The organism is Streptomyces sp. NPDC005808 (assembly GCF_042871385.1).
Taxonomy (GTDB): Bacteria; Actinomycetota; Actinomycetes; order Streptomycetales; family Streptomycetaceae; genus Streptomyces.
This window is the reverse complement of sequence record NZ_JBIAIK010000008.1, coordinates 199,926-223,169: the sequence shown is the minus strand read 5'-3', so window position 1 is coordinate 223,169 and position 23,244 is coordinate 199,926. Positions and strand designations below refer to the sequence as shown.

Here is a 23,244-nt window from a genome sequence, read left to right as displayed (position 1 = left end):
CTGGTCGCAGCTGCCCGCGGTGTCGTGGGCCCATCATAGGAATGCGGATCGCGCCATGTGATGACCCAGGGGTGGTGAATCGGAGCAGGAGCCCAGTTCACCGGGGTTTTTGCCCGAATTGGGCGAGGCTTTCCCGCCCAGTCTTCAGCGGGAGTCAACCTTTCTCGGGTGATCGGGGCGGACTCACCGTCGTACGCGGCGGACGGCGTTGCGAGGAGGTTCGCACGATCAGTTCGGTCGGTATCACCTGCTCGACCGGCTGGTCCGAGTCGACTCCCTCGATGGCGTCGATGAGGAGCTGGACGACCGCTGTGCCGATCCGGCGCGGTTTGAGTGAGAGCGTCGTGACGGGCGGCTCGGTGTTGGCGTAGACGGTGGACTCGCTGCAGCAGACGAGGAGCAGGTCGTCCGGTACGCGCAGGCCGTAGCGCCGGGCCGCGGCCAGCAGGTCGGTGCCGTTCGGGTCGAAGAGCCCGTAGACGGCGTCCGGGCGGTCGGGCCGCGCGAGCAGCCGGTCAGCGGCGACGGCTCCCGCGCACGGATCGTGCGCCAGGTAGGCCTCGTAGACCGGATCCTGGCCCACGCGCTCGCACCAGCGCAGGTAAGCGGTGGTGGAGAGGTGGGTGTAGGTGTCGGTGGTGGTGCCGGTGAGGAGGCCGATCCGGCGGGCGCCGGCGTCTGCCAGATGGTCGAGGATGCCGAGGACGGCGGCCTCGTGGTCGTTGTCCACCCAGGCCGTGACCGGCAGCGTGCCGGCCGGGCGGCCGTCGGAGACGACCGGTAAGCCCTGGCGGACCAGCTCACTGACGACCGGGTCGTGGTCGGACGGGTCGATGACCACGGTTCCGTCCAGGGCGACGTTGGACCACACGTCGTGGCGCGAGGTCGCAGGGAGGATGACCAGGGCGTAGCCCCGGGCCAGCGCCGCCGACGTGGCGGCTCTGGCCATCTCCGCGAAGTACGCGAACTCGGTGAAGGTGAAAGGTTCATCCCCGTACGTCGTCACGGTCAGGCCGATGAGGCCCGACTTGCCGGTACGGAGGGTTCGGGCCGCGGCCGACGGGCGGTAGCCCAGCCGGTCGGCGACCTCGCGGACATGGCGTCGGGTGGCGTCCGGGAGCCTGCCCTTGCCGTTGAGGGCGTCGGAGACGGTCGTGATGGACACTCCGGCGGCTGCGGCAACATCTCTGATGCCCGCCCGTCCCGGCCGACCGCCGCGGCGGGTTGTCTCCGCCCGGCTCACCTGGTGCTTCCCTGCTGCTGTCATGGCGAGCCGATAGTAGGGCTCATGCGGTGGGGTAGTGCGGACGCATATGCACTCGTTGACAGGCACGTTTCTGCATGGTCGAAGTGGGTCAACTGCATTAGAAAGAAAGCCAGTTGAACGATCCAATGGCAGGACGTGACTTGTCGGCGCGCATGGGCCTGCCAACCGGGTCATGTCTCGAAGAGGTCTCAACTCACCTTGACGAGGGATGCGCGCCACGGCGTGAGCCACCGGCGCGCGATGAGACGAGCGGCGCGCCCCCATTCGTACGCCTTCGTACGGGGATGATCACTCGGGCTGCTCGTGGCGGCGAGGTGGTTGTCCACAGGCCATTCGCAGCGAAGCCCAATCCTCATAGGGTGAGGAGTATTGGTAGCCGACGGCGAACATGAGCCGACGGTGGTCACGAGGAGGACTGCGGTGAGCGAGACGAGCCCCAAGCTGCGTGCCGAGCTGGAGGGTATCCCCACCTACAAGCCCGGCAAGCCTGCCGCGGTCGGTGGTGCGGTGGCGTACAAGCTGTCCTCCAACGAGAACCCCTATCCGCCGCTGCCCGGTGTGATGGAGAGCGTGACCGCCGCGGCCGGCTCCTTCAACCGTTACCCGGACCTGGCGTGCACCGCGCTGATGAACGAACTGTCGGACCGCTTCGCCGTCCCCCTCTCGAACCTGGCCACCGGCACCGGTTCCGTCGGGGTCGCGCAACAGCTGGTCCAGGCCACGAGCGGCCCGGGCGACGAGATCATCTACGCCTGGCGGTCCTTCGAGGCGTACCCGATCATCGCGCAGATCAGCGGCGCGACCCCGGTCGAGGTGCCGCTGACGCCGGGTGAGGTGCACGACCTGGACGCAATGGCGGACGCGATCACCGACCGGACCCGGCTGATCTTCGTCTGCAACCCCAACAACCCGACCGGCACGGTGGTGCGCCGGGCCGAGCTGGAGCGGTTCCTGGACCGGGTGCCCAGCGATGTGCTGGTGGTCCTGGACGAGGCCTACCGCGAGTTCATCCGCGATGCCGAGGTGCCGGACGGCGTCGTGCTCTACCGCGACCGGCCGAACGTCTGCGTTCTGCGCACCTTCTCCAAGGCGTACGGGCTCGCGGGCCTCCGGGTCGGTTTTGCGATCGCCCATGACCGGGTTGCGGCAGCGCTGCGCAAGACGGCGGTGCCCTTCGGTGTGAGCCAGCTCGCACAGGACGCGGCGGTCGCCTCGCTGCGCGCCGAGGACGAACTGCTCGGCCGGGTCGGCTCTCTGGTGTCGGAGCGCGTACGGGTGGTCGAGACGCTGCGAGGGCAGGGCTGGACGGTGCCCGAGACGCAGGCCAACTTCGTGTGGCTGCGGCTGGGGGAGCGCACGCTCGACTTCGCCGCCGCTTGTGAGCAGGCCGGGGTCGTCGTGCGGCCGTTCGCCGACGAGGGGGTCCGGGTGACCATCGGCGAGACCGAGGCGAACGACATCTTCCTCAAGACGACGGAAGGGTTCCGCAAGGAGCTCTGACACCTGAGGCCGTTCCTGGATCTGCCAGGAGTTCTACGCGTGCGGGTCCACGTCGTTGCGCGGCGGCGCGCGTGCGGGGTCGACGTCGCTGCGCGGCGGCGAGCGTATGGGCCCGATGTCCCTGCGCGGCGGTGAGCCTGCGGGGCCGCCTTCGTTTGCGCCGTGGCGAGCGTGTGGGGCCGCCGTCGACCACGGTCGTGAAAGGTGTGCGGGTCGCCGTCGACGCGGCTCAGCATGCTGCACGGGCTCGGGAGGCGTTGACTCGGTGCCCCGCGAGATCCGCGTGGGCCCGAAGGGGAGCACGCGGGTTTTGCCTTCGGTCCGGAGGCCACCATGGCTCGAGGACTTGCTGGGCGACCTGTGCGGCGACCTGTTGGGTCCGTCCTGCGGCTGACGGTGACGACCGTGTCGAAGCAGCCCTCCTGGCGCCGGGCCGGCCCCTCCGTGTCGACCACGCGTCCGTGACCAGCCGGTCCACGCTTAGGCACCCCCCGCGTGTCAACCCTCGAACGGCCATGCGTCATACTTGCTTGTGAATGTGAACGCGTTCACAAGCGTGTCCGGTTGCTCCTGTGATGTACGTAACAAAGGGGGCAAACTGCCGCTGTACCACGGCGACGTAAGGAGACTGACGACGTGGAATTGGCTTTGGCGCCCGAGACCCTGGCGCGCTGGCAGTTCGGCATCACCACCGTCTACCACTTTCTCTTCGTCCCCCTGACGATCTCGCTCGCCGCACTCACGGCGATCCTGGAGACCGCATGGGTGCGAACGGGTAAGGAGCACTACCTCAGGGCGACCAAGTTCTGGGGAAAGCTGTTCCTGATCAATATCGCCATGGGTGTCGTGACCGGCATCGTGCAGGAGTTCCAGTTCGGCATGAACTGGTCCGACTACTCGCGATTCGTCGGTGACGTCTTCGGAGCCCCGCTCGCCCTTGAGGCCCTGATCGCGTTCTTCTTCGAGTCCACCTTCATCGGGCTGTGGATCTTCGGCTGGGACAAGCTGCCGAAGAAGATCCACCTCGCCTGTATCTGGATGGTCTCGATCGGCACGATCCTGTCGGCGTACTTCATCATGGCGGCCAACTCCTTCATGCAGCATCCGGTCGGCTACCGGATCGTGAAGAAGGCCGACGGCAGTACACGGGCCGAGCTCATCGACTTTCCGAAGGTGCTCTTCCAGGAAACGGCGCTCGTCAACTTCTGGCACGTCATGTCCGCCTCCATCCTGGTCGGCGGCGCCTTCATGGCCGGTATCGCCATCTTCCATCTCCGCAAGAAGCAGCACATCCGGACCATGCGGGTGTCGCTGCGGCTCGGCCTGGTGACCGCGCTCGTCGGCACGATCCTCACCGTCGTCAGCGCCGACACCCTCGGCAAGGTGATGTATGAGCAGCAGCCGATGAAGATGTCGGCCGCCGAAGCCCTGTGGGACTCGGAGCAGCCCGCACCCTTCTCGCTCTTCGCGTACGGCGATGTCGCCAAGGGCCACAACACGGTCGCCATCGAGATCCCCGGGATACTGTCCTTCCTCGCCAAGAACGACTTCAACGCCAGAATCCCCGGCATCAACGACATCAACAAGGCCGAGCAGGAAAAGTACGGGCCTGGCGACTACCGCCCCAACATCCCCACCGCCTACTGGTCGTACCGCTGGATGATCGGCTTCGGCGGAGTCTCGATGGCCCTGTGCGTCGGCGGCCTCTGGCTGACCAGGCGGAAGTTCTGGCTGGCGGCGGCGCACCGCACCGGGGACGAGGACGTACCGAAGCTCATGCTCACCAAGCAGATGGAGCTGACACCGAAGCTCGGCATCTGGTGGTGGCGACTGTCCCAGTGGACGCTGATCTTCCCGCTCATCGGAATCTCCTGGGGCTGGATCTTCACCGAGACGGGACGTCAGCCCTGGGTGGTGTACGGCCTGTTGAAGACCAAGGACGCGGTCTCGCCCGGAGTCTCACAGGGCGAGGTGCTGACCTCTCTGATCGTGTTCACCCTGGTCTACGCGATCCTCGCCGTCATCGAGGTGAAGCTGATGGCCAAGTACGTCAAGCAGGGCCCGCCCGAGCTCACCGAGGCGGACCTCAACCCGCCCACGAAGATCGGCGGCGATTCCAGTGACGCCGACAAGCCGATGGCCTTCTCCTACTAGGCCAAGGGAGCACTGAGCCATGGAACTCCACGATGTCTGGTTCGTCCTCATCGCGGTCCTCTGGACCGGCTACTTCTTCCTGGAGGGCTTCGACTTCGGGGTCGGCGTCCTCACCAAACTGCTGGCCCGTGACCGCACCGAGAGGCGGGTCCTCATCAACACCATCGGACCCGTCTGGGACGGCAACGAGGTGTGGCTGCTCACAGCGGCCGGCGCGACCTTCGCCGCCTTCCCCGAGTGGTACGCCACACTCTTCTCCGGCTTCTATCTGCCGCTGCTGCTCATCCTGGTCTGCCTGATCGTGCGTGGCGTCGCCTTCGAATACCGGGTGAAGCGGCCCGAGGAGAACTGGCAGCGCAACTGGGAGCACGCGATCTTCTGGACATCGCTGATCCCCGCGTTCATGTGGGGTGTGGCCTTCGGCAACATCGTGCACGGCCTGAAGATCGACAGGAACTTCGAGTACGTCGGCACTGTCTGGGACCTGCTCAACCCGTACGCGATCCTCGGCGGTCTGGTCACACTGACGCTGTTCACGTTCCACGGGACGGTGTTCGTCGGGCTCAAGACCGTCGGGGACATCCGGGAGCACGCGCGGAAGTTGGCGCTGAAACTCGGCCTGGTGACCGCCGCGTTGGCACTTGGCTTCCTGATCTGGACCCAGTCCGACAGCGGTAACAGCAAGTCTCTGGCCGCGGCGATTATCGCGGTGGCCGCGCTCGTCGTGGCACTCGGGGCGGTGAGGGCTGGGCGTGAGGGCTGGGCCTTCATGCTCTCGGGGCTCACCATCGTGTCGGTCGTCGCGATGTTCTTCCTGTCGCTCTTCCCGAATGTCATGCCGTCCTCGCTCAATGCCGAGTGGAGCCTGACGGTCACCAACGCGTCGTCGGGCCCTTACACCCTGAAGGTCATGACCTGGTGTGCGGGGATCGCGACGCCGATGGTGCTGCTTTACCAGTCGTGGACGTACTGGGTGTTCCGTAAGCGGATCGGTACGCACCACATCGCCGTGGATGGCACGCACTGATTCCCGCCGTGCGCACCGGGTCCGGCGCGGCGCGCAGAGTCCGAATAACGGCATGTTTCACGTGAAACATGCCTGATGAGCCAAGGGTGTGTTTCACGTGAAACCAATCGACCCGCGTCTACTTCGGTACGCCCGCGCCACTCGCTTCTTCCTCGCGGCCGTTGTCGGCCTGGGGGCCGCCGGGGCGGTACTGATCATCGCCCAGGCAATGCTCGTCGCCGAAGTGGTGGTCGGCGCCTTCCAGCACGGCCATTCGGTTGCTGAACTCCGTGCGGCGCTGGGGCTGTTGGTCCTGGTAGCGGTGGGGCGGGCGATCGTTTCCTGGCTCACCGAGCTCGCCGCGCACAGGGCGAGCGCGGCGGCCAAGTCGGAGTTGCGGGGGCGGCTGCTGGAGCGGGCAGCGCTGCTTGGTCCCGGCTGGCTGGGCGGGCAGCGGACGGGTTCGCTGGTCGCCCTCGCCACACGGGGAGTTGACGCACTCGACGACTACTTCTCGCGCTATCTGCCGCAGTTGGGGCTCGCCGTGGTGGTCCCTGTGGCGGTGCTCGCACGGATCGTCACCGAGGACTGGGTGTCGGCGGCCATCATCGCCGGCACGCTGCCACTGATCCCCGTCTTCATGATTCTCATCGGCTGGGCCACCCGGAGCCAGATGGACCGTCAGTGGCGGCTGTTGTCACGGCTCTCGGGACACTTCCTGGACGTGGTCGCGGGGTTGCCCACGCTCAAGGTGTTCGGCCGGGCCAAGGCGCAGGCCGAGTCGATCCGGAAGATCACCGGCGACTACCGGCAGGCGACCATGCGGACGCTGCGGATCGCCTTCCTGTCGTCCTTCGCTCTGGAACTGCTCGCCACCATCTCGGTCGCGCTGGTCGCGGTGACCATCGGAATGCGGCTCGTCCACGGCGAGATGGATCTGTACGTCGGACTCGTCATCCTGATCCTCGCGCCCGAGGCGTACCTTCCGCTGCGACAGGTGGGGGCTCAGTACCACGCCGCCGCTGAGGGACTCTCTGCGGCGGAGGAGATCTTCTCGGTGCTGGAGACGCCGTTGGCCGACTCCGGCTCGATTTCCGTGTCCGAGGGCGAGATCGGCTTCGAGGGCGTGACCGTGCGCTACCCGGGGCGCTCACGAGACGCGGTCTCGGACGTCTCCTTCACGGTCGGGCGAGGAGAGACGGTGGCCCTTGTCGGGCCGAGCGGTGTGGGCAAGTCCACCCTGCTGAACGTGCTGCTGGGATTTGTGGAGCCCGCCGAGGGACGGGTGCGGATCGGGGGAGTCGATCTCTCCGAGGCCGACCTGGCGGACTGGCGCTCGAGGATCGCCTGGGTGCCGCAGCGACCCCATCTGTACGCCCAGACCATCGCCGAGAACGTACGGCTGGCGCGGCCCGACGCGGACGACGCAGCGGTACGCCGGGCGCTGGCCGACGCGGGCGCCGCCGGCTTCGTCGACGCGCTGCCGGACGGGGTCGACACGGTGCTCGGTGAGGACGGTGCCGGGCTGTCGGCCGGCCAGCGCCAGCGACTCGCTCTGGCCCGGGCGTTCCTCGCGGACCGTCCGGTGCTGCTTCTCGACGAGCCGACAGCCGCGCTGGACGGAGCGACGGAGGCGGAGGTCGTGGAGGCGGTGCGGCGGCTCGCCGTCGGGCGGACGGTGCTGCTGGTGGTGCACCGGCCGGCGTTGCTGGGGGCGGCTGACCGAGTGGTGAGGCTGGAGCCCGGGGTGGTCGCCGCGGGGCCCGGGGCGCGTGTCCAAGGGGCGGGGATGGTGTACGCCGCGGACGCGAGGGAGTCTTGGCCCGTCGAGGCGGAGGGCGTGTCCGCGGCAGCAGGAGCGGAGTTGGCTCCGGCTCCGGCTCCGGCTCCGGTGCTGGCTTCGGCTCCGGTCCTGGCCTCGGCTTCGGTCCTGTCTCCGGCTCTGGCTCTGTCTCCGGCTTCGGCTTCGGCTCCGGCCTCGGTCCTGGCCTCGGCTTCGGTCCTGTCTCCGGTGCTGGCTTCGGCTCCGCGCGGCCGTGGAGGCGTGCTCGCCCGCGTCCGTGCCATGGCTGCCCCCAGGCGGGGAGTACTGGCTCTCGCTCTCCTGCTCGGCAGTCTCGCCCTCGGGAGTGCGGTCGGGCTGATGGCCACCTCCGGGTGGCTCATCTCGCGGGCCTCTCAACAGCCGCCGGTGATGTATCTGATGGTGGCGGTGACAGCCACCAGGGCGTTCGGGATCGGCCGGGCTGTGTTCCGGTACACGGAGCGGCTCGTGTCGCACGACGCGGTGCTGCGGATGCTGGCCGACACCCGGGTCGCCGTGTACCGGCGCCTTGAGCGGCTGGCGCCCGCGGGGCTGCGGACGACCCGGCGCGGTGATCTGCTGTCGCGGCTCGTCACCGACGTGGACGCGCTCCAGGACTACTGGCTGCGGTGGCTGCTGCCGGTCGGGGCCGCGGTCCTCGTGTCCGCCGCCTCCGTCGGCTTCACCGCGTGGCTGGTGCCCGAGGCCGGTGCCGTTCTCGCCGTGGGACTGCTGGCGTCCGGGATCGGCGTGCCGCTGCTTACCAGCGCCGTGGCGCGCCGTGCGGAGCGGCGGTTGGCACCCGCGCGCGGTGTCCTGGCGACACGGGTGGCCGACCTGCTCACGGGAACGGCGGAGCTGACGGTCGCGGGCGCGCTGCCCGCCCGTACCGCCGAGACCCGTCGGGCCGACTCGGTGCTCACCCGCATCGCCTCGCGGGCCGCCACCGCGACCGCGCTCGGCGACGGACTCACCGCGTTGGTCTCCGGGGTGACGGTCGCAGCCGCGGCCCTCGTGGGCGCCCAGGCGGTCGCTGCCGGGCGGCTGAGCGGTGTGGCGATGGCTGTCGTCGTCCTCACCCCGCTGGCCGCGTTCGAGGCAGTCCTCGGGCTGCCGCTCGCCGCCCAGCACCGACAACGGGTACGCAAGAGCGGGGAGCGGGTGTACGAGGTGCTGGACGCCCCCGATCCCGTACGCGAACCGGAAGAGCCGGCGACGGCACCACTGTCCGCGTTCCCCCTGGTCATCAACGAGTTGAGCGCGCGCCACACCGGGCAGGACCGGGACGCGCTCGCCGGGCTCGACCTGACCCTGGAACAGGGACGCAGGGTCGCCGTCGTGGGCCCCTCCGGGTCCGGCAAGACCACGCTCGCGCAGGTACTGCTGCGGTTCCTGGACGCGGACGCGGGGACGTACACGCTGGGTGGCGTGGACGCGTACGAGATGGCGGGAGACGCCGTACGCCGGCTGGTCGGGCTGTGTGCCCAGGACGCGCACCTCTTCGACAGCTCGGTGCGCGAGAACCTGCTGCTGGCCCGGAAGGACGCGACCGAGGCCGAGCTGCGTGACGCGCTCGCGCGGGCCCGGCTCCTCGACTGGGCCGACGGGCTGCCCGACGGGCTGGACACGCTCATCGGTGAGCACGGCGCCCGGCTGTCGGGGGGCCAGCGCCAGCGGCTCGCACTCGCCCGCGCGCTGCTCGCCGACTTCCCCGTCCTCGTCCTCGACGAACCAGCCGAACACCTCGACCTGCCGACGGCCGACGCCCTCACCAAGGATCTGCTCGCCGCGACCGAGGGCCGTACGACGCTGTTGATCACCCACCGTCTGGCCGGGCTGGACGCGGTGGACGAGGTGCTCGTGCTTGCGGAGGGCCGCGTGGCCCAGCGGGGGCCGTACGCGGAATTGGCGGCCGTCGAAGGACCGCTGCGGGAGATGGTCGACCGGGAGGCTGCGGGGGATTTGCTGGTCGGTGCCGTGGGCTCCTACGTCTAGTGACCCTGCCGACCTGCCGGCCCGCTGACTCGGCTTCGTGGCGCGGTGGCGCGGGCGCGGTGGCGGCGGGTGTCTCACCGGACGGCCACCACTTCGACTTTCCGTGGCAAATGGGACTAACTACGCTCAAGGTATGTCGGCAGCCCCCGCCTCGCCCGAGTCCGAGTCCGAGTCCGAGTCAGCGCCCGACGAAGGCTCGGGCGCAGCGGGCCCTGTGGTCCGCGGCAGCCAGGAGCTGCCCGCCGAGCTGGCTCTGCGCGTACCTCAGTTGCTGGAGGCTGTGCGGTCGGTCGGAACGGGGCTGGAGTTGCGCTCCACGCTGGATCGGATCTGTGAGACGGCGGCCGAGCTGGCGGATGCGCGGTATGCGGCGATCGGGACCGTGGCGGAGGAAGGCGAGGGCCTCGTGGACTTCGTGTTCCACGGGGTCGAAGGGAAGACCGCGGGACTGATCGGACGGACCCCCGACGGGTGCACGGGACTGCTCGGAGCGCTCATCCACGAACCGGAGCCGGTCCGGCTCGCGAACCTGGCAGACGATCCGCGCTCCTGCGGCTTTCCGGAGCATCATCCGGCGATGCGCAGCTTCCTGGGGGTCCCCATCCGGGTGCAGGGCGAGATCTTCGGAAATCTGTACCTGACGGAGAAGCGGGGCGGCGGCACCTTCAGCGACTACGACCTCGACATGGTCGGCGTGCTGGCCACAGAGGCGGGCATCGCCATCGGCAACGCCCGTCTGTACGAGGCCGCGCAGCAGCGCGAGCGCTGGATCGACGGTTCGGTGGCCGTCACCACTGCACTCCTGTCGGGCGGTGGCGCCGGGGATGCCCTTCAAGTCGTCGCCGAACAGGCCCGCCGGCTCTCCGGTTCGGCTGCCGGGGCCGTGCTCGTGCCCGCCGCCGAGGGCGGCCTTGAGATTGTCGCCGTCGCCTCGGAGCACCCTTCGAAGGCGCTGGGCATGGTCTTCCCGCCGGAGAACGAGTTCGTCGCCGAACTCCTCGGCGGAGAGACGGTGTTCGTCGAGGACGCGGCCACCGACCCACGCATGGTCACCGACTTCGCCCGCGTGTACGGGCCGATGATGATGCTCCCCCTGCAGTACGGCGGCCGCGTGCTCGGATGCCTCGTCACACCTCGCGCGCCGGGCGCCCGCCTGTTCACCGAGAGCGAGCGGACCATGGCCGCGCACTTCGCCGCGCAAGCCGCTCTCGCGCTGATGACGGCCGAGGCGCAGCGCGACCGGGAGCGGCTCGCGGTGTACGAGGACCGCGACCGGATCGCCCGCGACCTGCACGACCTCGTGATCCAACGGCTCTTCGCCACCGGGATGATGCTGGAGAGTGCCCAGCGGTTGTCCGTCGCTCCCGAGGTCCGGGAAGGTGTCGGCAAGGCGGTCGATGCACTCGACGTCACCATCCAGGAGATCCGCACCGCCATCTTCGCGCTCCGGCATGACCCCACAGAAACGCCGTCCGGCCTGCGCACCCGCGTGCTGCGCGAGATCAACATGGCCGCCGTACCCCTCGGCTTCAAACCCACCCACCGCTTCGTCGGCCCGGTGGACACCGTGGTCGGGGAACTCACCGGCAAGAACCTCATCGCCGCGCTGCGCGAGGCCCTCTCCAACGCTTTCCGGCACGCCGGAGCCTCCCGTATCGATGTCGTCGTCGACGCCACCGTGAACCTGCGGGACGGGCGCCAGGGCGTCCGGCTGACCGTCGCCGACGACGGCGTCGGCATCACGGGCGGCGGGCGGCGCAGCGGCCTGCGGAACCTTGAGCGGCGCGCCGAGTCCCTGGGCGGCGAGAGCTGGTACGGGCCCGGGGCGGGCAAGGACGAGGCCGGTACGACCGTGGTGTGGCAGGCGCCGTACTGAACGCACTCGGCTGCTACTTCACCTGGCGTGCCGTATGGCTTCGCTGTTGTGCCGCACGGTTCACCTGACGTGCCGTATTGGCTTCGCTGGTGTGCCGCACGGTTTCACCTGATGTGCCGCACGGCTTCGCTGGTGTGCCACGGCTTCGCCAGGTGCACTGAGCGGCTTTCCCCAGGTCACTCGACTGTTCAGCTGGGCGGCCCTCTGCGCGGTCTCCCCAGCGCACCCGATCGTTGAGCTGGGCCCTCTGCGCGGCCTTCCCAGCGCACCCGACCGTTCAACCGGGCCCTCTGCGCGCGCTCCCCGAGGATCACTCGGCGGCTCAACCGAGCGCAGCACACGGAGGTGTCCCAAGCACACTCCAGCGCCCGGGCGGGGCAACACGCCCAAGCCAAGCCCCTGTTCGGCCCAGGCGACGGAGCCATCCGTGGAGCCCGTTCCCCCGGGCGTACCCCTTGAACAGGACCGCGAGTGGGGGCGCACGACACGATCGCTGTCATGCGCTCACCTCGCCGCCATCCCCTGCTCGTGCCGGCACTGCTGTGCGCCGTCGCGGTTCTCGCGGCCCGGCCCACCGCCGCCGGGGGTGAGTCCGGGAGCGAGCCGGGCATCAGCGCCCAGGTGGCGCGGCTCTACGAGGACGCCTCCGTGGTGGCGCGCCAGTACGAGGCGGGACAGCAGGAGGCCGAAGCGCAGCGGGGCAGGGCCCAGCGGGCCGAGGAACTCCTCGCACGGGAACGGCAGGACATCGCGGTTCTCCACGACGACCTCGGCCGGATCGCGCGCACCCAGTACCGTCAGGGCGGCGGGCTGCCGTACACCGCGCAGTTGCTGCTCGCCGACAGCCCCGAGGACCTGATGCGCGGTCAGCGTGCCGTGTGGCAGGCGGATCTCGCCGTCGACAACGCGGTCAGCAAGAGCCGCCGGGCCGAGGCGAAGCTCGCCGCCGACGAGGCGAAGGCCCAGGCGGAGTGGCAGGCACTGGAGAAGCGCAACGGTGAACTCGCCGAGATGAAGCGGACCATCCAGGCGAAGCTGGACGAGGCACGGTCGGTGCTCCAGGGCCAGGCGGACGCCGCGGTGGTGGCGGGTGCCTGCCGTGGTGCCGTCCAGCTCGACCAGCCGGCAACGGACCCCACGCGCGCGTGGGTCGCGCCGGTGGAGACGTACGAACTCTCCGCGGGCTTCGGCAGTGGCGGCGAGCGCTGGGCGAGCCGGCACACCGGACAGGACTTCGCGGTGCCGATCGGCACGCCGGTGCGCGCGGTCGGGGCGGGCACGGTGGTGAAGGTGTCGTGCGGCGGGGCCTTCGGTATCGAGATCCTCGTCCAGCACCCGGGCGGCTACTACACGCAGTACGCGCACCTCGCCGCCGTCACCGTCGACCAGGGGGAGCAGGTCGCGGCCGGTCAGTGGATCGGGCAGTCGGGCACGACCGGCAACTCGAGCGGGCCCCATCTGCACTTCGAGGTGCGGGTCACGCCGGAACTGGGGTCGGGGATCGACCCCGCGCCGTGGCTGGCCGAGCACGGGGTCCAGCTGTAGCTCCGAACAGCGGCCACCGCCACGGCCGTAGCGGCAAAAAGGGCACCGCTCAGGGCGGCCGAACGGCTACACCTGCCGCGCCGCGATGATCCGCTCGATCACCACCGCCACCCCGTCGTCGTTGTTGGCGACCGTGCGCCCGGACGCCGCGGCGATCACGGCGGGGTGGGCGTTGCCCATCGCGTACGAGCGGCCCGCCCAGGTGAGCATCTCGACGTCGTTCGGCATGTCACCGAAGGCCACGACCTCCTCGTGGGAAATGCCGCGCTCGGCGCAGCACAGTGCGAGCGTGCTCGCCTTGGAGACGCCGGGGCCGCTGATCTCCAGGAGGGCGCTGGGGCTGGAGCGGGTGACACCGGCGCGGTCGCCGATGGCCAGGCGGGCGACGGTGAGAAAGTCGTCCGGGTCCATCTCGGGGTGGTACGCGAGCACCTTGAGGACCGGTTGATCGGCGTCGAGCGCGTCCTCGGCGAGGAGTTTCTCGGCGGGCGCCATGATCTCCGGGGGCTCCATGTGCAACGACGGGTAAGCCGGTTCGAGATGGAGGCCGTATGTGCGCTCGACGGCGACCGTGGTGCCGGGGGCGGCGGCGCGCAGCAACTGGATGACGTCGAGAGCGACGTCGGGCGCCAGCTCGCGGATCTTGACGAAGCGGTGGGCGCCGGGACCGCCGTGCAGGTCGACCACGGCGGCGCCGTTGCCGCAGATCGCCAGGCCGTGTCCGTGGACGTGGTCGCTGACGACGTCCATCCAGCGGGCGGGGCGGCCGGTGACGAAGAACACCTCGATGCCGGCCTGCTCGGCGGCGGCGAGGGCGGCGACAGTACGGTCGGACACCGACTTGTCGTCGCGCAACAGAGTGCCGTCGAGGTCGGTGGCGATCAGCCGGGGTGGAACCGTGTAGGCCGGGGTCTCGGGCCGTCGAGTCGCGGAGGTCACTGGCCCATTCTCCCGCATATGCGCGCACGTGCGGGCGGCGGTCCGCACATGTGAGTGATTACCGTCCTCACCAGGGACGTTACGCCCTGTCAAGATCAAGCCGACGAAGCCGGGTTTCGGCCGACGGTTCAGGCGAGCTGTGCGGCAGCCTCCATGGCGATCCGCTCGAAGACCTTCTCCTTCGCCGCGAAGTCGGAGTCGGGGATCGGCCAGTGGATCACCAGGTCGGTGAAGCCCAGCTCGGCGTGACGCCCCGCGAAGTCGACGAACGCGTCCAGCGACTCCAGCGGACGGCCGCGGTCCGGAGTGAAGCCGGTGAGCAGGACCTTGCCCAGTTCGTCCACGTCACGGCCGGCCTCGGCACAGGCAACGCCCAGCTTTTCGACCTGCCCGCGAATGGCTTGAAGCGACTGTTCAGGGGTCCCCGCCTCGTACAGCTTCGGGTCGCCCGTCGTCACCCACGCCTGCCCGTACCGTGCCGCGAGCCTCAGACCGCGCGGCCCGGTCGCAGCCACCGCGAAGGGCAGCCGGGGGCGCTGGACACACCCGGGGATGTTCCGGGCCTCATGCGCCGAGTAGAAGTCGCCCTCGTACGAGACGGAATCCTCCGTCAGGAGCCGGTCGAGCAGCGGAACGAACTCCGCGAGACGGTTGGCACGCTCATGCGGGGTCCAGGGGTCCTGACCGAGCGCCGTCGCGTCGAATCCGGTGCCACCCGCGCCGATCCCCAGAGTGATCCGGCCGCCCGAGATGTCGTCGAGAGAGATCAGTTCCTTGGCCAGGGTCACCGGATGCCGGAAGTTCGGCGAGGTCACGAGCGTCCCGAGGCGGAGGCGGTCGGTGACGGCGGCCGCCGCGGTCAGCGTCGGCACGGCACCGAACCACGGGCCGTCCCGGAAAGTCCGCCACGACAGGTGGTCGTACGTGTACGCGGTGTGGAAACCGAGCTGCTCCGCCCGCTGCCATGCGGCACGACCACCCTCGTGCCAGCGGAGGTACGGAAGGATCGCGGTACTCAGACGCAGACTCATGCCATCGAGCCTAAGCGCAGGAACGAACGCTCGGTGCCCGCGCCCGCTCGGCGCACACCTGCCCAAGCGCCCATCCGCTCGGCGCACCTGCCTGGCGCACCTGCCCGCTCAGCGCACAGCTGCCTGGCGCACCTGCCTGGCGCGCCTGCCCCCGGCGCATCGTCCGCTCAGCGCACCCGTCCGCTCAGCCACGGGCTGAGGCTGATCATCAGCAGATGTTCCTTGTACGTCCGGTCGCCGGGCAACGGCACGATGAGCCGGTAGCCGGGCGGGAACCGGCGCGCACTCACGTACGCGAGGCCGCCGAAGACCGAGCGCAGGAAGGCGGGCACGTCGTCGCGCGGGACATCGGGGAACTCGACGCCCTCGACGGTGATCAGTGCATCGTCCTCCGGATAGAGCCGCACACTCAGCCTGGGCAGCCCGCCGAACTCCACGAAGGCCTCGTGCGGGAGCGAGCCGTCGGGATCGGCGCTCACACCCACGCCCGCGGCGCTGCGGCGGGATGTCTGGTCCGCACCGATGTCGTGGGTGACCTCGATCTCACGCGCGTACTCGTCCGCGATCGCGCGGAGCGCGGTGACGGCGGCTTCGGTGCTCGGCAGCTGCTCCATGTTCCCGATCATCCCTGACTCACGTCAGTGCGACGCCGGGAACCGGATATACCGCGGCGGTACGGCCTCCGTGAGCCACACCCCGTTCGCGCTGACGTGGAAAACATGGCCGTCACGGTCCATCGCGGCGGCGTCCACGGAGAGCACGACCGGCCGGCCGCGGCGGGCGCCGACGCGAGTGGCGGTCTCGCGGTCGGGCGAGAGATGCACGTCGTGCCGGTTCATGGGCCTCAGGCCCTCGGCGCGGATCGCGTCCAGGCTGCGGGACACGGTCCCGTGGTAGAGGTACGCGGGCGGAGTCGCCGTGGGCAGTCCGAGGTCGACGTCGACGGAGTGGCCCTGACTTGCGCGGATCCGCGTTCCCTCGACCGCGAAGCGCCGCTTGTCGTTCGCGGCCACCACGTGGTCCAGCTCCTCGCGCGTGAACCCGAAACCGTGCGCCGACGCCGCGGCGATCAACGCCTCGATCTCCACCCAGCCCCCCTCGCCGAGCGTGAGCCCGATCCGCCCGGGCTGGTGACGCAGATGCTTGGAGAGGTACTTCGACACCTTCACGGTGCGCCTTTCGTCCATCCCGCAAGGGTGCCTGGCGGGACGGAGATCACGCATTTGATTTTGTTCCTCAGGTTTGATCCACAGCCAAGTCCAGTTATCCACAGGGGAATTGGCGATTCTGTGGACAACACGCAAGCAGATTAGGGAGGTTCGTCAACTATGCGTGTTTTGTAACGATTTGCCGTGAGCTGGTCCAAGGTGCGGGCCTGCACCTCCCGTTCGGCCGCGGCGGCGATGAAAGCGGCGACCTGTTTGGCGCCAACCAGCTTCTCCACCGCCTCTGTTGTCCCGGCCGGGAGTGCGACGAAATGGGTCTCGTCCATGGACTGCGGCACCTTGTCCGCACCAAGGCGCTGACGCAGATGCCGATTGGCGAACAGCCGCATGGCGCGCGCCAGTTCAGCGTCCACCGTCTGCCGCGCGAGGGGCCGCAGCCGTCGTACCAGCGAGGCCGCCTCGGCCGCCTCCGCGTCCGTCGGAGGGTGCTCCCCCAGATAGCGGGCGAACACGTGCTCGGTCGTGAACTCCAGGAAACGGGAGGCGATGTGCTCGACCTGTCCTCTCAACTCCCTCAGGTGAAGGGAGATCGCGGACAACGGAACCCCCGCCGCGTACAACTCGACGGCCACAGCCAGCTCTTGAGGGCTCGGGACCATGAAGAGATCGTCGTCCCCCGGCACGGGCTCCAGTACGCCGAGTTCGATCGCGTCGGCGACCGCCGCGTCGTCCGGGGAGCCGCCGAACCGCTCGTCCAAGTCGGCCCGGGAGATCCGTACGGCCTCCTCGTCGGTCCACGGCCCGTCGACCTCCGCGACCAGACCGAGAACACCGCCGAGACCCCGACCCGCGTCCCAGGCCTCCAGGAGTTCCTTGATGGAGGCCAGTGTGAACCCCCGGTCGAGGAGATCGGCGATCTGCCGCAGCCGGGCCAGATGCGCGTCCCCGTACACATTGGCGCGGCCGCGCCGCTCGGGGCGGGGGAGCAGGCCCCGGTCCTGATAGGCACGGATGGTGCGGACCGTGGCACCACTGCGATGCGCCAGATCCTCTATCCGGTACGCGCCGGCGGATGCCGGACCGCGACTGGCCGCTGGACTACCAGCGGTGGTCGGACCGCGACTGGTCACTGGAGTGTCCGCGGTGGTCGGACGGCGACTGGCCGCTGGAGTGCCCGCGGTGGTCGGACCGCCACCGGCCGCCGGACCGCCAGCGCCCGCCCCGCCCACCGACTCCTCCGTCGAGTCGCTCACAGCGGTGGCTCCAATCGTGCGATCGCGCGCAACGCCCTCGGTGCGAAGCGGGACATGAGGCGGGCGCCGCGTGCCTCCGGAGTGACGGGCACGACCGCCTGGTTGCGGACGACGGCGCGCAGGATCGCGTCGGCCACCTTCTCCGGCGGGTAGTTCCGCAGCCCGTACAGCCGCGCCGACTTCTTCTGGCGCCGCCGCTCCTCGCCCGCGTCGACGCCGGCGAAGCGTGCGGTCGAGGTGATGTTGGTGTTGACGAAGCCCGGGCAGATCGCCGAGACGCCGATGCCCTGGCCTGCGAGCTCCGCCCGCAGACACTCGCTGAGCATCAGCACGGCCGCCTTCGAGGTGCTGTACGCGGGCAGTGCCTTTGACGGCTGATACGCCGCCGCCGACGCGGTGTTGACGATGTGACCGCCCTGCCCGCGCTCGGCCATCTGCTTCCCGAAGAGCCGGCAGCCGTGGATCACGCCCCACAGGTTGACGTCGAGGACCTTCTTCCAGTCCTCCGGAGCGGTGTCGAAGAAGGACCCCGAGAGCCCGATCCCGGCGTTGTTCACCAGCACGTCCACCACGCCGTACTCGGTGGCGACCTTCTCGGCGAGCTTCTCCATGGCCTGCTCGTCGGAGACGTCGACGGTCTCCGCCCAAGCCCCTGGGGAGCCGATCAACCGGGACATCTCCGCCGTGCGGGCCGCGCCCTCCGCGTCACGGTCGACGGCCACCACACGCGCACCGGCCTCGGCGAACGCGAAGGCGGTGGCCCGCCCGATGCCGCTGCCCGCACCGGTGACCAGCACGAGCTGCCCGCCGAACCGGTCCGCGTACCTGCCGGTGGCCACGGTGTCCCCCACGGGTACACCGTCCTCGTTGGCGTGCACGAACTCCGTGATCCAGGAGACCAGTTGGTCGGGCCGGGTGCGCGGAACCCAGTGCTTGGCCGGGAGCGTACGGCGCACCAACCCCGGTGCCCACTGCTCCAGCTCGTCGTACAGCCGCTCGGAGAGAAACGCGTCCCCCAAGGGCGTGATGAGCTGCACGGGCGCGTGTGCGTACGCGTCCGCGCGCGGCCTGCTCAGCCGGGCCCGTACGTTGTCCCGGTACAGCCAGGCTCCGTGCGCGGCGTCCAAGGGCAGTGACGGCGTGGGGTAGCCGTCCGAGGGGACCTTCTCGACGCGCCGCAGAATCTTCGGCCACTGCTTGCCCAGGGGGCCGCGCCAGGCCAGCTCGGGCAGCACAGGCGTGTGCAGCAGATACACGTACCAGGACTTGGCGCCCTGGCCGAGCAACTGGCCGATCGCGCGCGGGGTCGGCCGCTTCACGCGCTGCTTGATCCAGTGCCCGAAGTGGTCGAGGGAGGGCCCTGACATCGAGGTGAAGGACGCGATCCGGCCCTCGGTGCGCGCGACCGTGACGAACTCCCACGACTGCACCGAACCCCAGTCGTGCCCCACCAGATGTACGGGTTTGTCAGGGCTCACCGCGTCCACGACGGCCAGGAAGTCGTCCGTCAGCTTCTCCAGCGTGAACCCGCCCCGCAGCGGCTGCGGCACCGATGACCTGCCGTGCCCGCGGACGTCGTACAGCACGACGTGAAAGCGCTCGGAGAGCCGCCCGGCGACCTCGGACCACACCTCCTTGGAGTCCGGATAGCCGTGCACGAGCACGACCGTGGGCCGGTGCGGGTCGCCCAACTCGGCGACGCACAGCTCGACTCCGCCCGTCCGCACCCAGCGCTCGCGCGCCCCCGTGAGACTCACTTGTCCTCCGCCCAGCGCCGCACGTGCGGCAGATCGTCGTCAAGCCAGAACGCGCTCTGCTCGGGGTCCTTGGAGTCGGTGACGACGAGGATCTCCTCGAACTTCGCGCCCGTGCCCCGGAATCCGAGGTGCGGTTCGACCGCCCACAGCCCCGGCCGGGGCGGATGGTCGGAGAACCTGTACGGCGACCACAGCGGCGACCAGCCGTCGCGGTGACCGTGGATGACGTCACTCGCCAGGCCCTTCAGGGACTGGGTGCCGAACCCGAACAGATGCGGTGACCAGGTGCGCTCTTTCACCCGGTCGACCTTGTGGGCGATCACGCCGAACGGATACGCGCGATGCCGGTTCGCATAGCCCTGGTGGACCATGAGCCGGTCCACGTCCTCATAGATCTCACGCAGCGGGCGGCGCTCACGCACCTCGCGCAGGATCAGCTTGCGATGCGCTTCCAGGTCGGCCATCAGCTTGTCCTGCACGGGATTCAGCCCCAGGGAGCCCGAGTAACCGATGTCCGCCGTGAAGCCCTTGTGGACCGGGGCCAGGTCGAGGATGAACGGCATCCCCGCCTTCAGACGGCGGTTGGTGGGGAAGAACTGCAGCGGGATGCGGAAGTTGACGAACGCCGTGCGGTCACCGAACCAGGCGAAGGGCAGATGGAACCAGTCCCGCACCCCGCGCTCGCGCAGCCACACACGCTGCATCCGCGCCGCCTCGCGCTCGGTCACCCCCGGCTTCAGCTGCGCCGCGACCGCCTCCGCACACGCGTAGGCGAGACGCTGCACTTCCCGGAACCCCCGCAGCTCCGCGGAGAGTTCACCTGTCGCTGCACTGCTCATGCCACCGTCCGTCCACCACGATCGCCGTACGTGCCCGTAACTTGACACTGACGAATGTGACAATGGTTGGAGGCTGCGTCAATAGGCGGGCGTGACCCCTGTGGACAACGGGACCGATGTGGACAACCCGTCGTCGGTTGTTCGACCTCAGGGGGACCCTTACGGGCCCGTACGACCGGAGAGGGACGCCGATACAGCTCCCTGGTCTGACGACCTGATGTGGCGTGCGCCACTACCTTCGAACCGTGACTGTGATCGCGACCGAAAGCCTGAGCAAGCGGTTCCCCAGGGTGACCGCTCTTGACCGGCTCTCCGTGGACGTCGGACCCGGTGTGACCGGACTCGTCGGAGCCAACGGAGCCGGCAAGTCCACATTGATCAAGATCCTGCTGGGTCTGTCCCCCGCCACCGAAGGCCGAGCACACGTACTCGGCCTCGACGTCGCCACCGAAGGCGGCGCCATCCGCGAGCGGGTCGGATACATGCCCGAGCACGACTGCCTGCCGCCCGACGTCTCGGCCACCGAGTTCGTCGTCCACATGGCGCGCATGTCCGGACTCCCGCCGGCCGCGGCCCGCGAGCGGACCGCGGACACACTGCGCCACGTCGGCCTGTACGAGGAGCGGTACCGCCCCATCGGCGGCTACTCGACGGGCATGAAGCAGCGCGTCAAGCTCGCGCAGGCCCTCGTCCACGACCCGCAACTGGTCTTTCTCGACGAGCCGACCAACGGCCTCGACCCGGTCGGCCGCGACGAGATGCTCGGCCTGATCCGCCGGATCCACACCGACTTCGGCATCTCGGTCCTCGTCACCTCACACCTCCTGGGCGAACTGGAGCGCACCTGCGACCACGTCGTCGTGGTGGACGGCGGCAAGCTGCTGCGGTCCAGCTCCACCACGGACTTCACCCAGAAGACGACGACCCTCGCCATCGAGGTCACCGACACCGACGAGCACCCGGACGGCACCGGCGCGGTGCGCGATGTGCTCCACGCGCGCGGAGTGGACACCCACGACGGCAGCGGCCTGCCCGGCGCCGGCCACATCCTGCTGCTCACCGCCGAGGGCGAGGAGACCTACGACCTCGTCCGCGACATCGTCGCCGACCTCGGCCTCGGCCTGGTCCGCATGGAACAGCGCAGGCACCACATCGCCGAGGTCTTCCACACCGACAGCGGCCAGAACGGCGAACGTGACGAGCGCGAGCAGCGGAAGGAGGCGGTCGGCCATGGCGGTTGAGCAGCCCCAGGTCCAGCCCACAGCCCATACGGGCGCCCAGCCCACAGCCCATGCGGGCGTCCACCCCGCACCCCCTGCGGGCGAGCAGACCCGCATCCACAACATCGGCTACCGCAACTACGACGGACCGCGCCTGGGCCGCGCGTACGCCCGCCGCTCGCTGTACTCGCAGTCGCTGCGCGGCTCCTACGGACTCGGCCGCTCGGTCAAGTCCAAGGTGCTGCCCATGCTGCTCTTCGTGGTGATGTGCGTCCCCGCGCTGATCATGGTGGCGGTCGCGGTCGCCACCAAGGCGAAGGACCTGCCCGTCGACTACACGCGCTACGCGATCATCATGCAGGCCGTCATCGGCCTCTACGTGGCCTCCCAGGGACCCCAGTCCGTCTCCCGGGACCTGCGCTTCAAGACCGTACCGCTGTACTTCTCGCGCCCCATCGAGACCGCCGACTACGTACGCGCCAAGTACGCGGCCCTCGCCTCCGCCCTCTTCGCCCTCACCGCCGCGCCGCTGATCGTCCTCTACGTAGGGGCGCTGCTGGCGAAGCTCGACTTCGCCGACCAGACGAAGGGCTTCGCACAGGGACTGGTCTCCGTGGCACTGCTGTCGCTCCTCTTCGCCGGCATCGGTCTGGTCATCTCGGCGGTCACCCCGCGCCGCGGCTTCGGTATCGCGGCCGTCATCGCCGTGCTGACCATCTCCTACGGAGCCGTGTCCACCGTCCAGGCCATCGCCTTCAACCAGTCCAGCGACCCCACGGCTGTCTCATGGCTCGGCCTCTTCTCGCCCATCACACTCATCGACGGAGTACAGACGGCCTTCCTGGGCGCCACCTCCGCCTTCCCCGGAGGGGAAGGCCCCTCGTCCGCGCAGGGCGTCGTCTACCTCATCGTCGTCCTGGGGCTCATCGCCGGCTGCTACGGCCTCCTGGTGCGCCGCTACCGAAAGGTCGGGCTGTGACCACGCTCAACATCGACCACGTCTCCCGCTGGTTCGGCAACGTGGTGGCGGTCAACGACATCACGATGACGATCGGCCCCGGAGTCACCGGCCTGCTCGGCCCGAACGGCGCCGGAAAGTCCACCCTCATCCATATGATGGGCGGCTTCCTGGCCCCCTCAACGGGAACCGTCACCCTCGACGGCGAACCGACCTGGCGCAACGAACAGATCTACAAGAAGATCGGCATCGTCCCCGAGCGCGAGGGCATGTACGACTTCCTGACCGGCCTCGAATTCGTCGTCGCCAACGCCGAGTTGCACGGCCTGGGCAAGAAGGCCGCCCAGAAGGCGCTTGCCACGGTCGAGATGGAGTACGCGCAGGACCGCAAGATCTCGACGTACTCCAAGGGCATGCGACAGCGCGTGAAAATGGCGTCCGCCCTCGTCCACGAGCCGTCCCTGCTGCTGCTCGACGAACCCTTCAACGGCATGGACCCGCGCCAGCGCATGCAGCTCATGGACCTGCTGCGCCGCATGGGCGACGAAGGCCGTACGGTGCTGTTCTCGTCCCACATCCTCGAAGAGGTCGAGCAACTCGCCGCCCACATCGAGGTGATCGTCGCCGGACGGCACGCGGCCAGCGGCGACTTCCGGCGCATCCGCCGCCTGATGACCGACCGCCCGCACCGCTACCTCGTCCGTTCCAGCGACGACCGGGCACTCGCCGCCGCGCTGATCGCCGACCCGTCGACGTCCGGCATCGAAGTGGACCTCGCCGAGGGCGCGTTGCGCATCCAGGCCGTCGACTTCGGCCGGTTCACCGCGCTGCTGCCCCGGGTCGCGCGCGACAGCGGCATCCGGCTGCTCACGGTCTCGCCGTCCGACGAGTCCCTCGAGTCCGTCTTCTCGTATCTCGTCGCGGCGTAGGAGGC

17 protein-coding genes are annotated in these 23,244 nt (G+C 69.4%); 9 read left to right on the top strand and 8 right to left on the bottom strand.

All coding sequences use genetic code 11. The features are described 5' to 3' along the window. Window positions 1-154: 154 nt before the first annotated feature. On the bottom strand, window positions 155-1,267 hold the full coding sequence (locus ACFYPC_RS19945) for a LacI family DNA-binding transcriptional regulator (protein WP_388677723.1): 1,113 nt from the start codon (window positions 1,265-1,267) through the stop codon (window positions 155-157). 420 nt (window positions 1,268-1,687) lie between these two features. Here ACFYPC_RS19945 and hisC point away from each other — a divergent pair, with 420 nt between their 5' ends. The 6 genes from hisC to ACFYPC_RS19915 all read left to right on the top strand — a co-directional run bounded on the left by hisC (window position 1,688) and on the right by ACFYPC_RS19915 (window position 13,147). Next, window positions 1,688-2,767, top strand: a complete 1,080-nt coding sequence (gene hisC, locus ACFYPC_RS19940) for a histidinol-phosphate transaminase (protein ID WP_388677721.1) — start codon at window positions 1,688-1,690, stop codon at window positions 2,765-2,767. 636 nt (window positions 2,768-3,403) lie between these two features. Beyond that, window positions 3,404-4,921, top strand: coding sequence for a cytochrome ubiquinol oxidase subunit I (locus ACFYPC_RS19935; protein ID WP_388677718.1), 1,518 nt, complete (start codon window positions 3,404-3,406; stop codon window positions 4,919-4,921). 19 nt (window positions 4,922-4,940) lie between these two features. Continuing rightward, window positions 4,941-5,948: a cytochrome d ubiquinol oxidase subunit II gene (cydB, locus tag ACFYPC_RS19930; protein WP_388677715.1), complete on the top strand. Its 1,008-nt coding sequence runs from the start codon at window positions 4,941-4,943 to the stop codon at window positions 5,946-5,948. 88 nt (window positions 5,949-6,036) lie between these two features. Continuing rightward, entirely contained in the window at window positions 6,037-9,726 is a 3,690-nt protein-coding gene (cydD, locus tag ACFYPC_RS19925) for a thiol reductant ABC exporter subunit CydD (RefSeq protein ID WP_388677712.1), read from the top strand. Between the two features lie 133 nt (window positions 9,727-9,859). Next, on the top strand, window positions 9,860-11,602 hold the full coding sequence (locus ACFYPC_RS19920; protein ID WP_388677709.1) for a GAF domain-containing sensor histidine kinase: 1,743 nt from the start codon (window positions 9,860-9,862) through the stop codon (window positions 11,600-11,602). A 498-nt stretch (window positions 11,603-12,100) separates the two neighbouring features. After that, entirely contained in the window at window positions 12,101-13,147 is a 1,047-nt protein-coding gene (locus ACFYPC_RS19915; protein WP_388677707.1) for a peptidoglycan DD-metalloendopeptidase family protein, read from the top strand. 66 nt (window positions 13,148-13,213) lie between these two features. On the opposite strand, the gene ACFYPC_RS19910 is transcribed toward ACFYPC_RS19915, so the two are convergent. The 7 genes from ACFYPC_RS19910 to ACFYPC_RS19880 form a co-directional block, all read right to left on the bottom strand. Next, a complete protein-coding gene (locus ACFYPC_RS19910) occupies window positions 13,214-14,104 on the bottom strand; it encodes a Cof-type HAD-IIB family hydrolase (protein ID WP_388677704.1) in 891 nt (296 codons plus the stop codon). Between the two features lie 110 nt (window positions 14,105-14,214). Beyond that, a complete protein-coding gene (locus ACFYPC_RS19905) occupies window positions 14,215-15,117 on the bottom strand; it encodes an LLM class flavin-dependent oxidoreductase (RefSeq protein ID WP_388677701.1) in 903 nt (300 codons plus the stop codon). Window positions 15,118-15,284: 167 nt separating this feature from the next. Further along, window positions 15,285-15,743 (bottom strand): hypothetical protein, encoded by a 459-nt coding sequence (locus tag ACFYPC_RS19900; RefSeq protein ID WP_388677699.1) that lies wholly within the window; start codon window positions 15,741-15,743, stop codon window positions 15,285-15,287. Between the two features lie 12 nt (window positions 15,744-15,755). Continuing rightward, a complete protein-coding gene (locus tag ACFYPC_RS19895) occupies window positions 15,756-16,304 on the bottom strand; it encodes an RNA 2'-phosphotransferase (RefSeq protein ID WP_388677697.1) in 549 nt (182 codons plus the stop codon). Window positions 16,305-16,426: 122 nt separating this feature from the next. Then, on the bottom strand, window positions 16,427-17,338 hold the full coding sequence (locus tag ACFYPC_RS19890; protein ID WP_388678093.1) for a MerR family transcriptional regulator: 912 nt from the start codon (window positions 17,336-17,338) through the stop codon (window positions 16,427-16,429). Between the two features lie 194 nt (window positions 17,339-17,532). Then, on the bottom strand, window positions 17,533-19,293 hold the full coding sequence (locus ACFYPC_RS19885) for an SDR family oxidoreductase (protein ID WP_388677694.1): 1,761 nt from the start codon (window positions 19,291-19,293) through the stop codon (window positions 17,533-17,535). After that, window positions 19,290-20,132: a M24 family metallopeptidase gene (locus ACFYPC_RS19880; protein WP_388677691.1), complete on the bottom strand. Its 843-nt coding sequence runs from the start codon at window positions 20,130-20,132 to the stop codon at window positions 19,290-19,292. Before ACFYPC_RS19880 ends, ACFYPC_RS19885 begins: the two co-directional genes overlap by 4 nt. A gap of 251 nt (window positions 20,133-20,383) precedes the next feature. Here ACFYPC_RS19880 and ACFYPC_RS19875 point away from each other — a divergent pair, with 251 nt between their 5' ends. From ACFYPC_RS19875 to ACFYPC_RS19865, 3 genes are read left to right on the top strand one after another with little or no spacing between them, the layout of a single operon-like run. Beyond that, window positions 20,384-21,373: an ABC transporter ATP-binding protein gene (locus ACFYPC_RS19875; RefSeq protein WP_388678091.1), complete on the top strand. Its 990-nt coding sequence runs from the start codon at window positions 20,384-20,386 to the stop codon at window positions 21,371-21,373. Beyond that, window positions 21,363-22,331: an ABC transporter permease subunit gene (locus ACFYPC_RS19870; RefSeq protein WP_388677688.1), complete on the top strand. Its 969-nt coding sequence runs from the start codon at window positions 21,363-21,365 to the stop codon at window positions 22,329-22,331. Before ACFYPC_RS19875 ends, ACFYPC_RS19870 begins: the two co-directional genes overlap by 11 nt. Next, on the top strand, window positions 22,328-23,239 hold the full coding sequence (locus ACFYPC_RS19865) for an ABC transporter ATP-binding protein (protein WP_388677685.1): 912 nt from the start codon (window positions 22,328-22,330) through the stop codon (window positions 23,237-23,239). The genes ACFYPC_RS19870 and ACFYPC_RS19865 overlap by 4 nt, the downstream gene beginning before the upstream one ends. Window positions 23,240-23,244: the final 5 nt, after the last annotated feature.

What these genes read in the sequence shown, in the direction of transcription:
- ACFYPC_RS19880 (WP_388677691.1), bottom strand. Translation starts at nt 20,132, where the DNA reads ATGAGCAGTGCAGCGACAGGTGAACTCTCCGCGGAGCTGCGGGGGTTC.
- ACFYPC_RS19945 (WP_388677723.1), bottom strand. Translation starts at nt 1,267, where the DNA reads ATGACAGCAGCAGGGAAGCACCAGGTGAGCCGGGCGGAGACAACCCGC.
- ACFYPC_RS19920 (WP_388677709.1), top strand. Translation starts at nt 9,860, where the DNA reads ATGTCGGCAGCCCCCGCCTCGCCCGAGTCCGAGTCCGAGTCCGAGTCA.
- ACFYPC_RS19870 (WP_388677688.1), top strand. Translation starts at nt 21,363, where the DNA reads ATGGCGGTTGAGCAGCCCCAGGTCCAGCCCACAGCCCATACGGGCGCC.
- cydB (WP_388677715.1), top strand. Translation starts at nt 4,941, where the DNA reads ATGGAACTCCACGATGTCTGGTTCGTCCTCATCGCGGTCCTCTGGACC.
- ACFYPC_RS19900 (WP_388677699.1), bottom strand. Translation starts at nt 15,743, where the DNA reads ATGATCGGGAACATGGAGCAGCTGCCGAGCACCGAAGCCGCCGTCACC.
- ACFYPC_RS19910 (WP_388677704.1), bottom strand. Translation starts at nt 14,104, where the DNA reads ATGCGGGAGAATGGGCCAGTGACCTCCGCGACTCGACGGCCCGAGACC.
- ACFYPC_RS19915 (WP_388677707.1), top strand. Translation starts at nt 12,101, where the DNA reads ATGCGCTCACCTCGCCGCCATCCCCTGCTCGTGCCGGCACTGCTGTGC.
- ACFYPC_RS19895 (WP_388677697.1), bottom strand. Translation starts at nt 16,304, where the DNA reads ATGGACGAAAGGCGCACCGTGAAGGTGTCGAAGTACCTCTCCAAGCAT.
- ACFYPC_RS19905 (WP_388677701.1), bottom strand. Translation starts at nt 15,117, where the DNA reads ATGAGTCTGCGTCTGAGTACCGCGATCCTTCCGTACCTCCGCTGGCAC.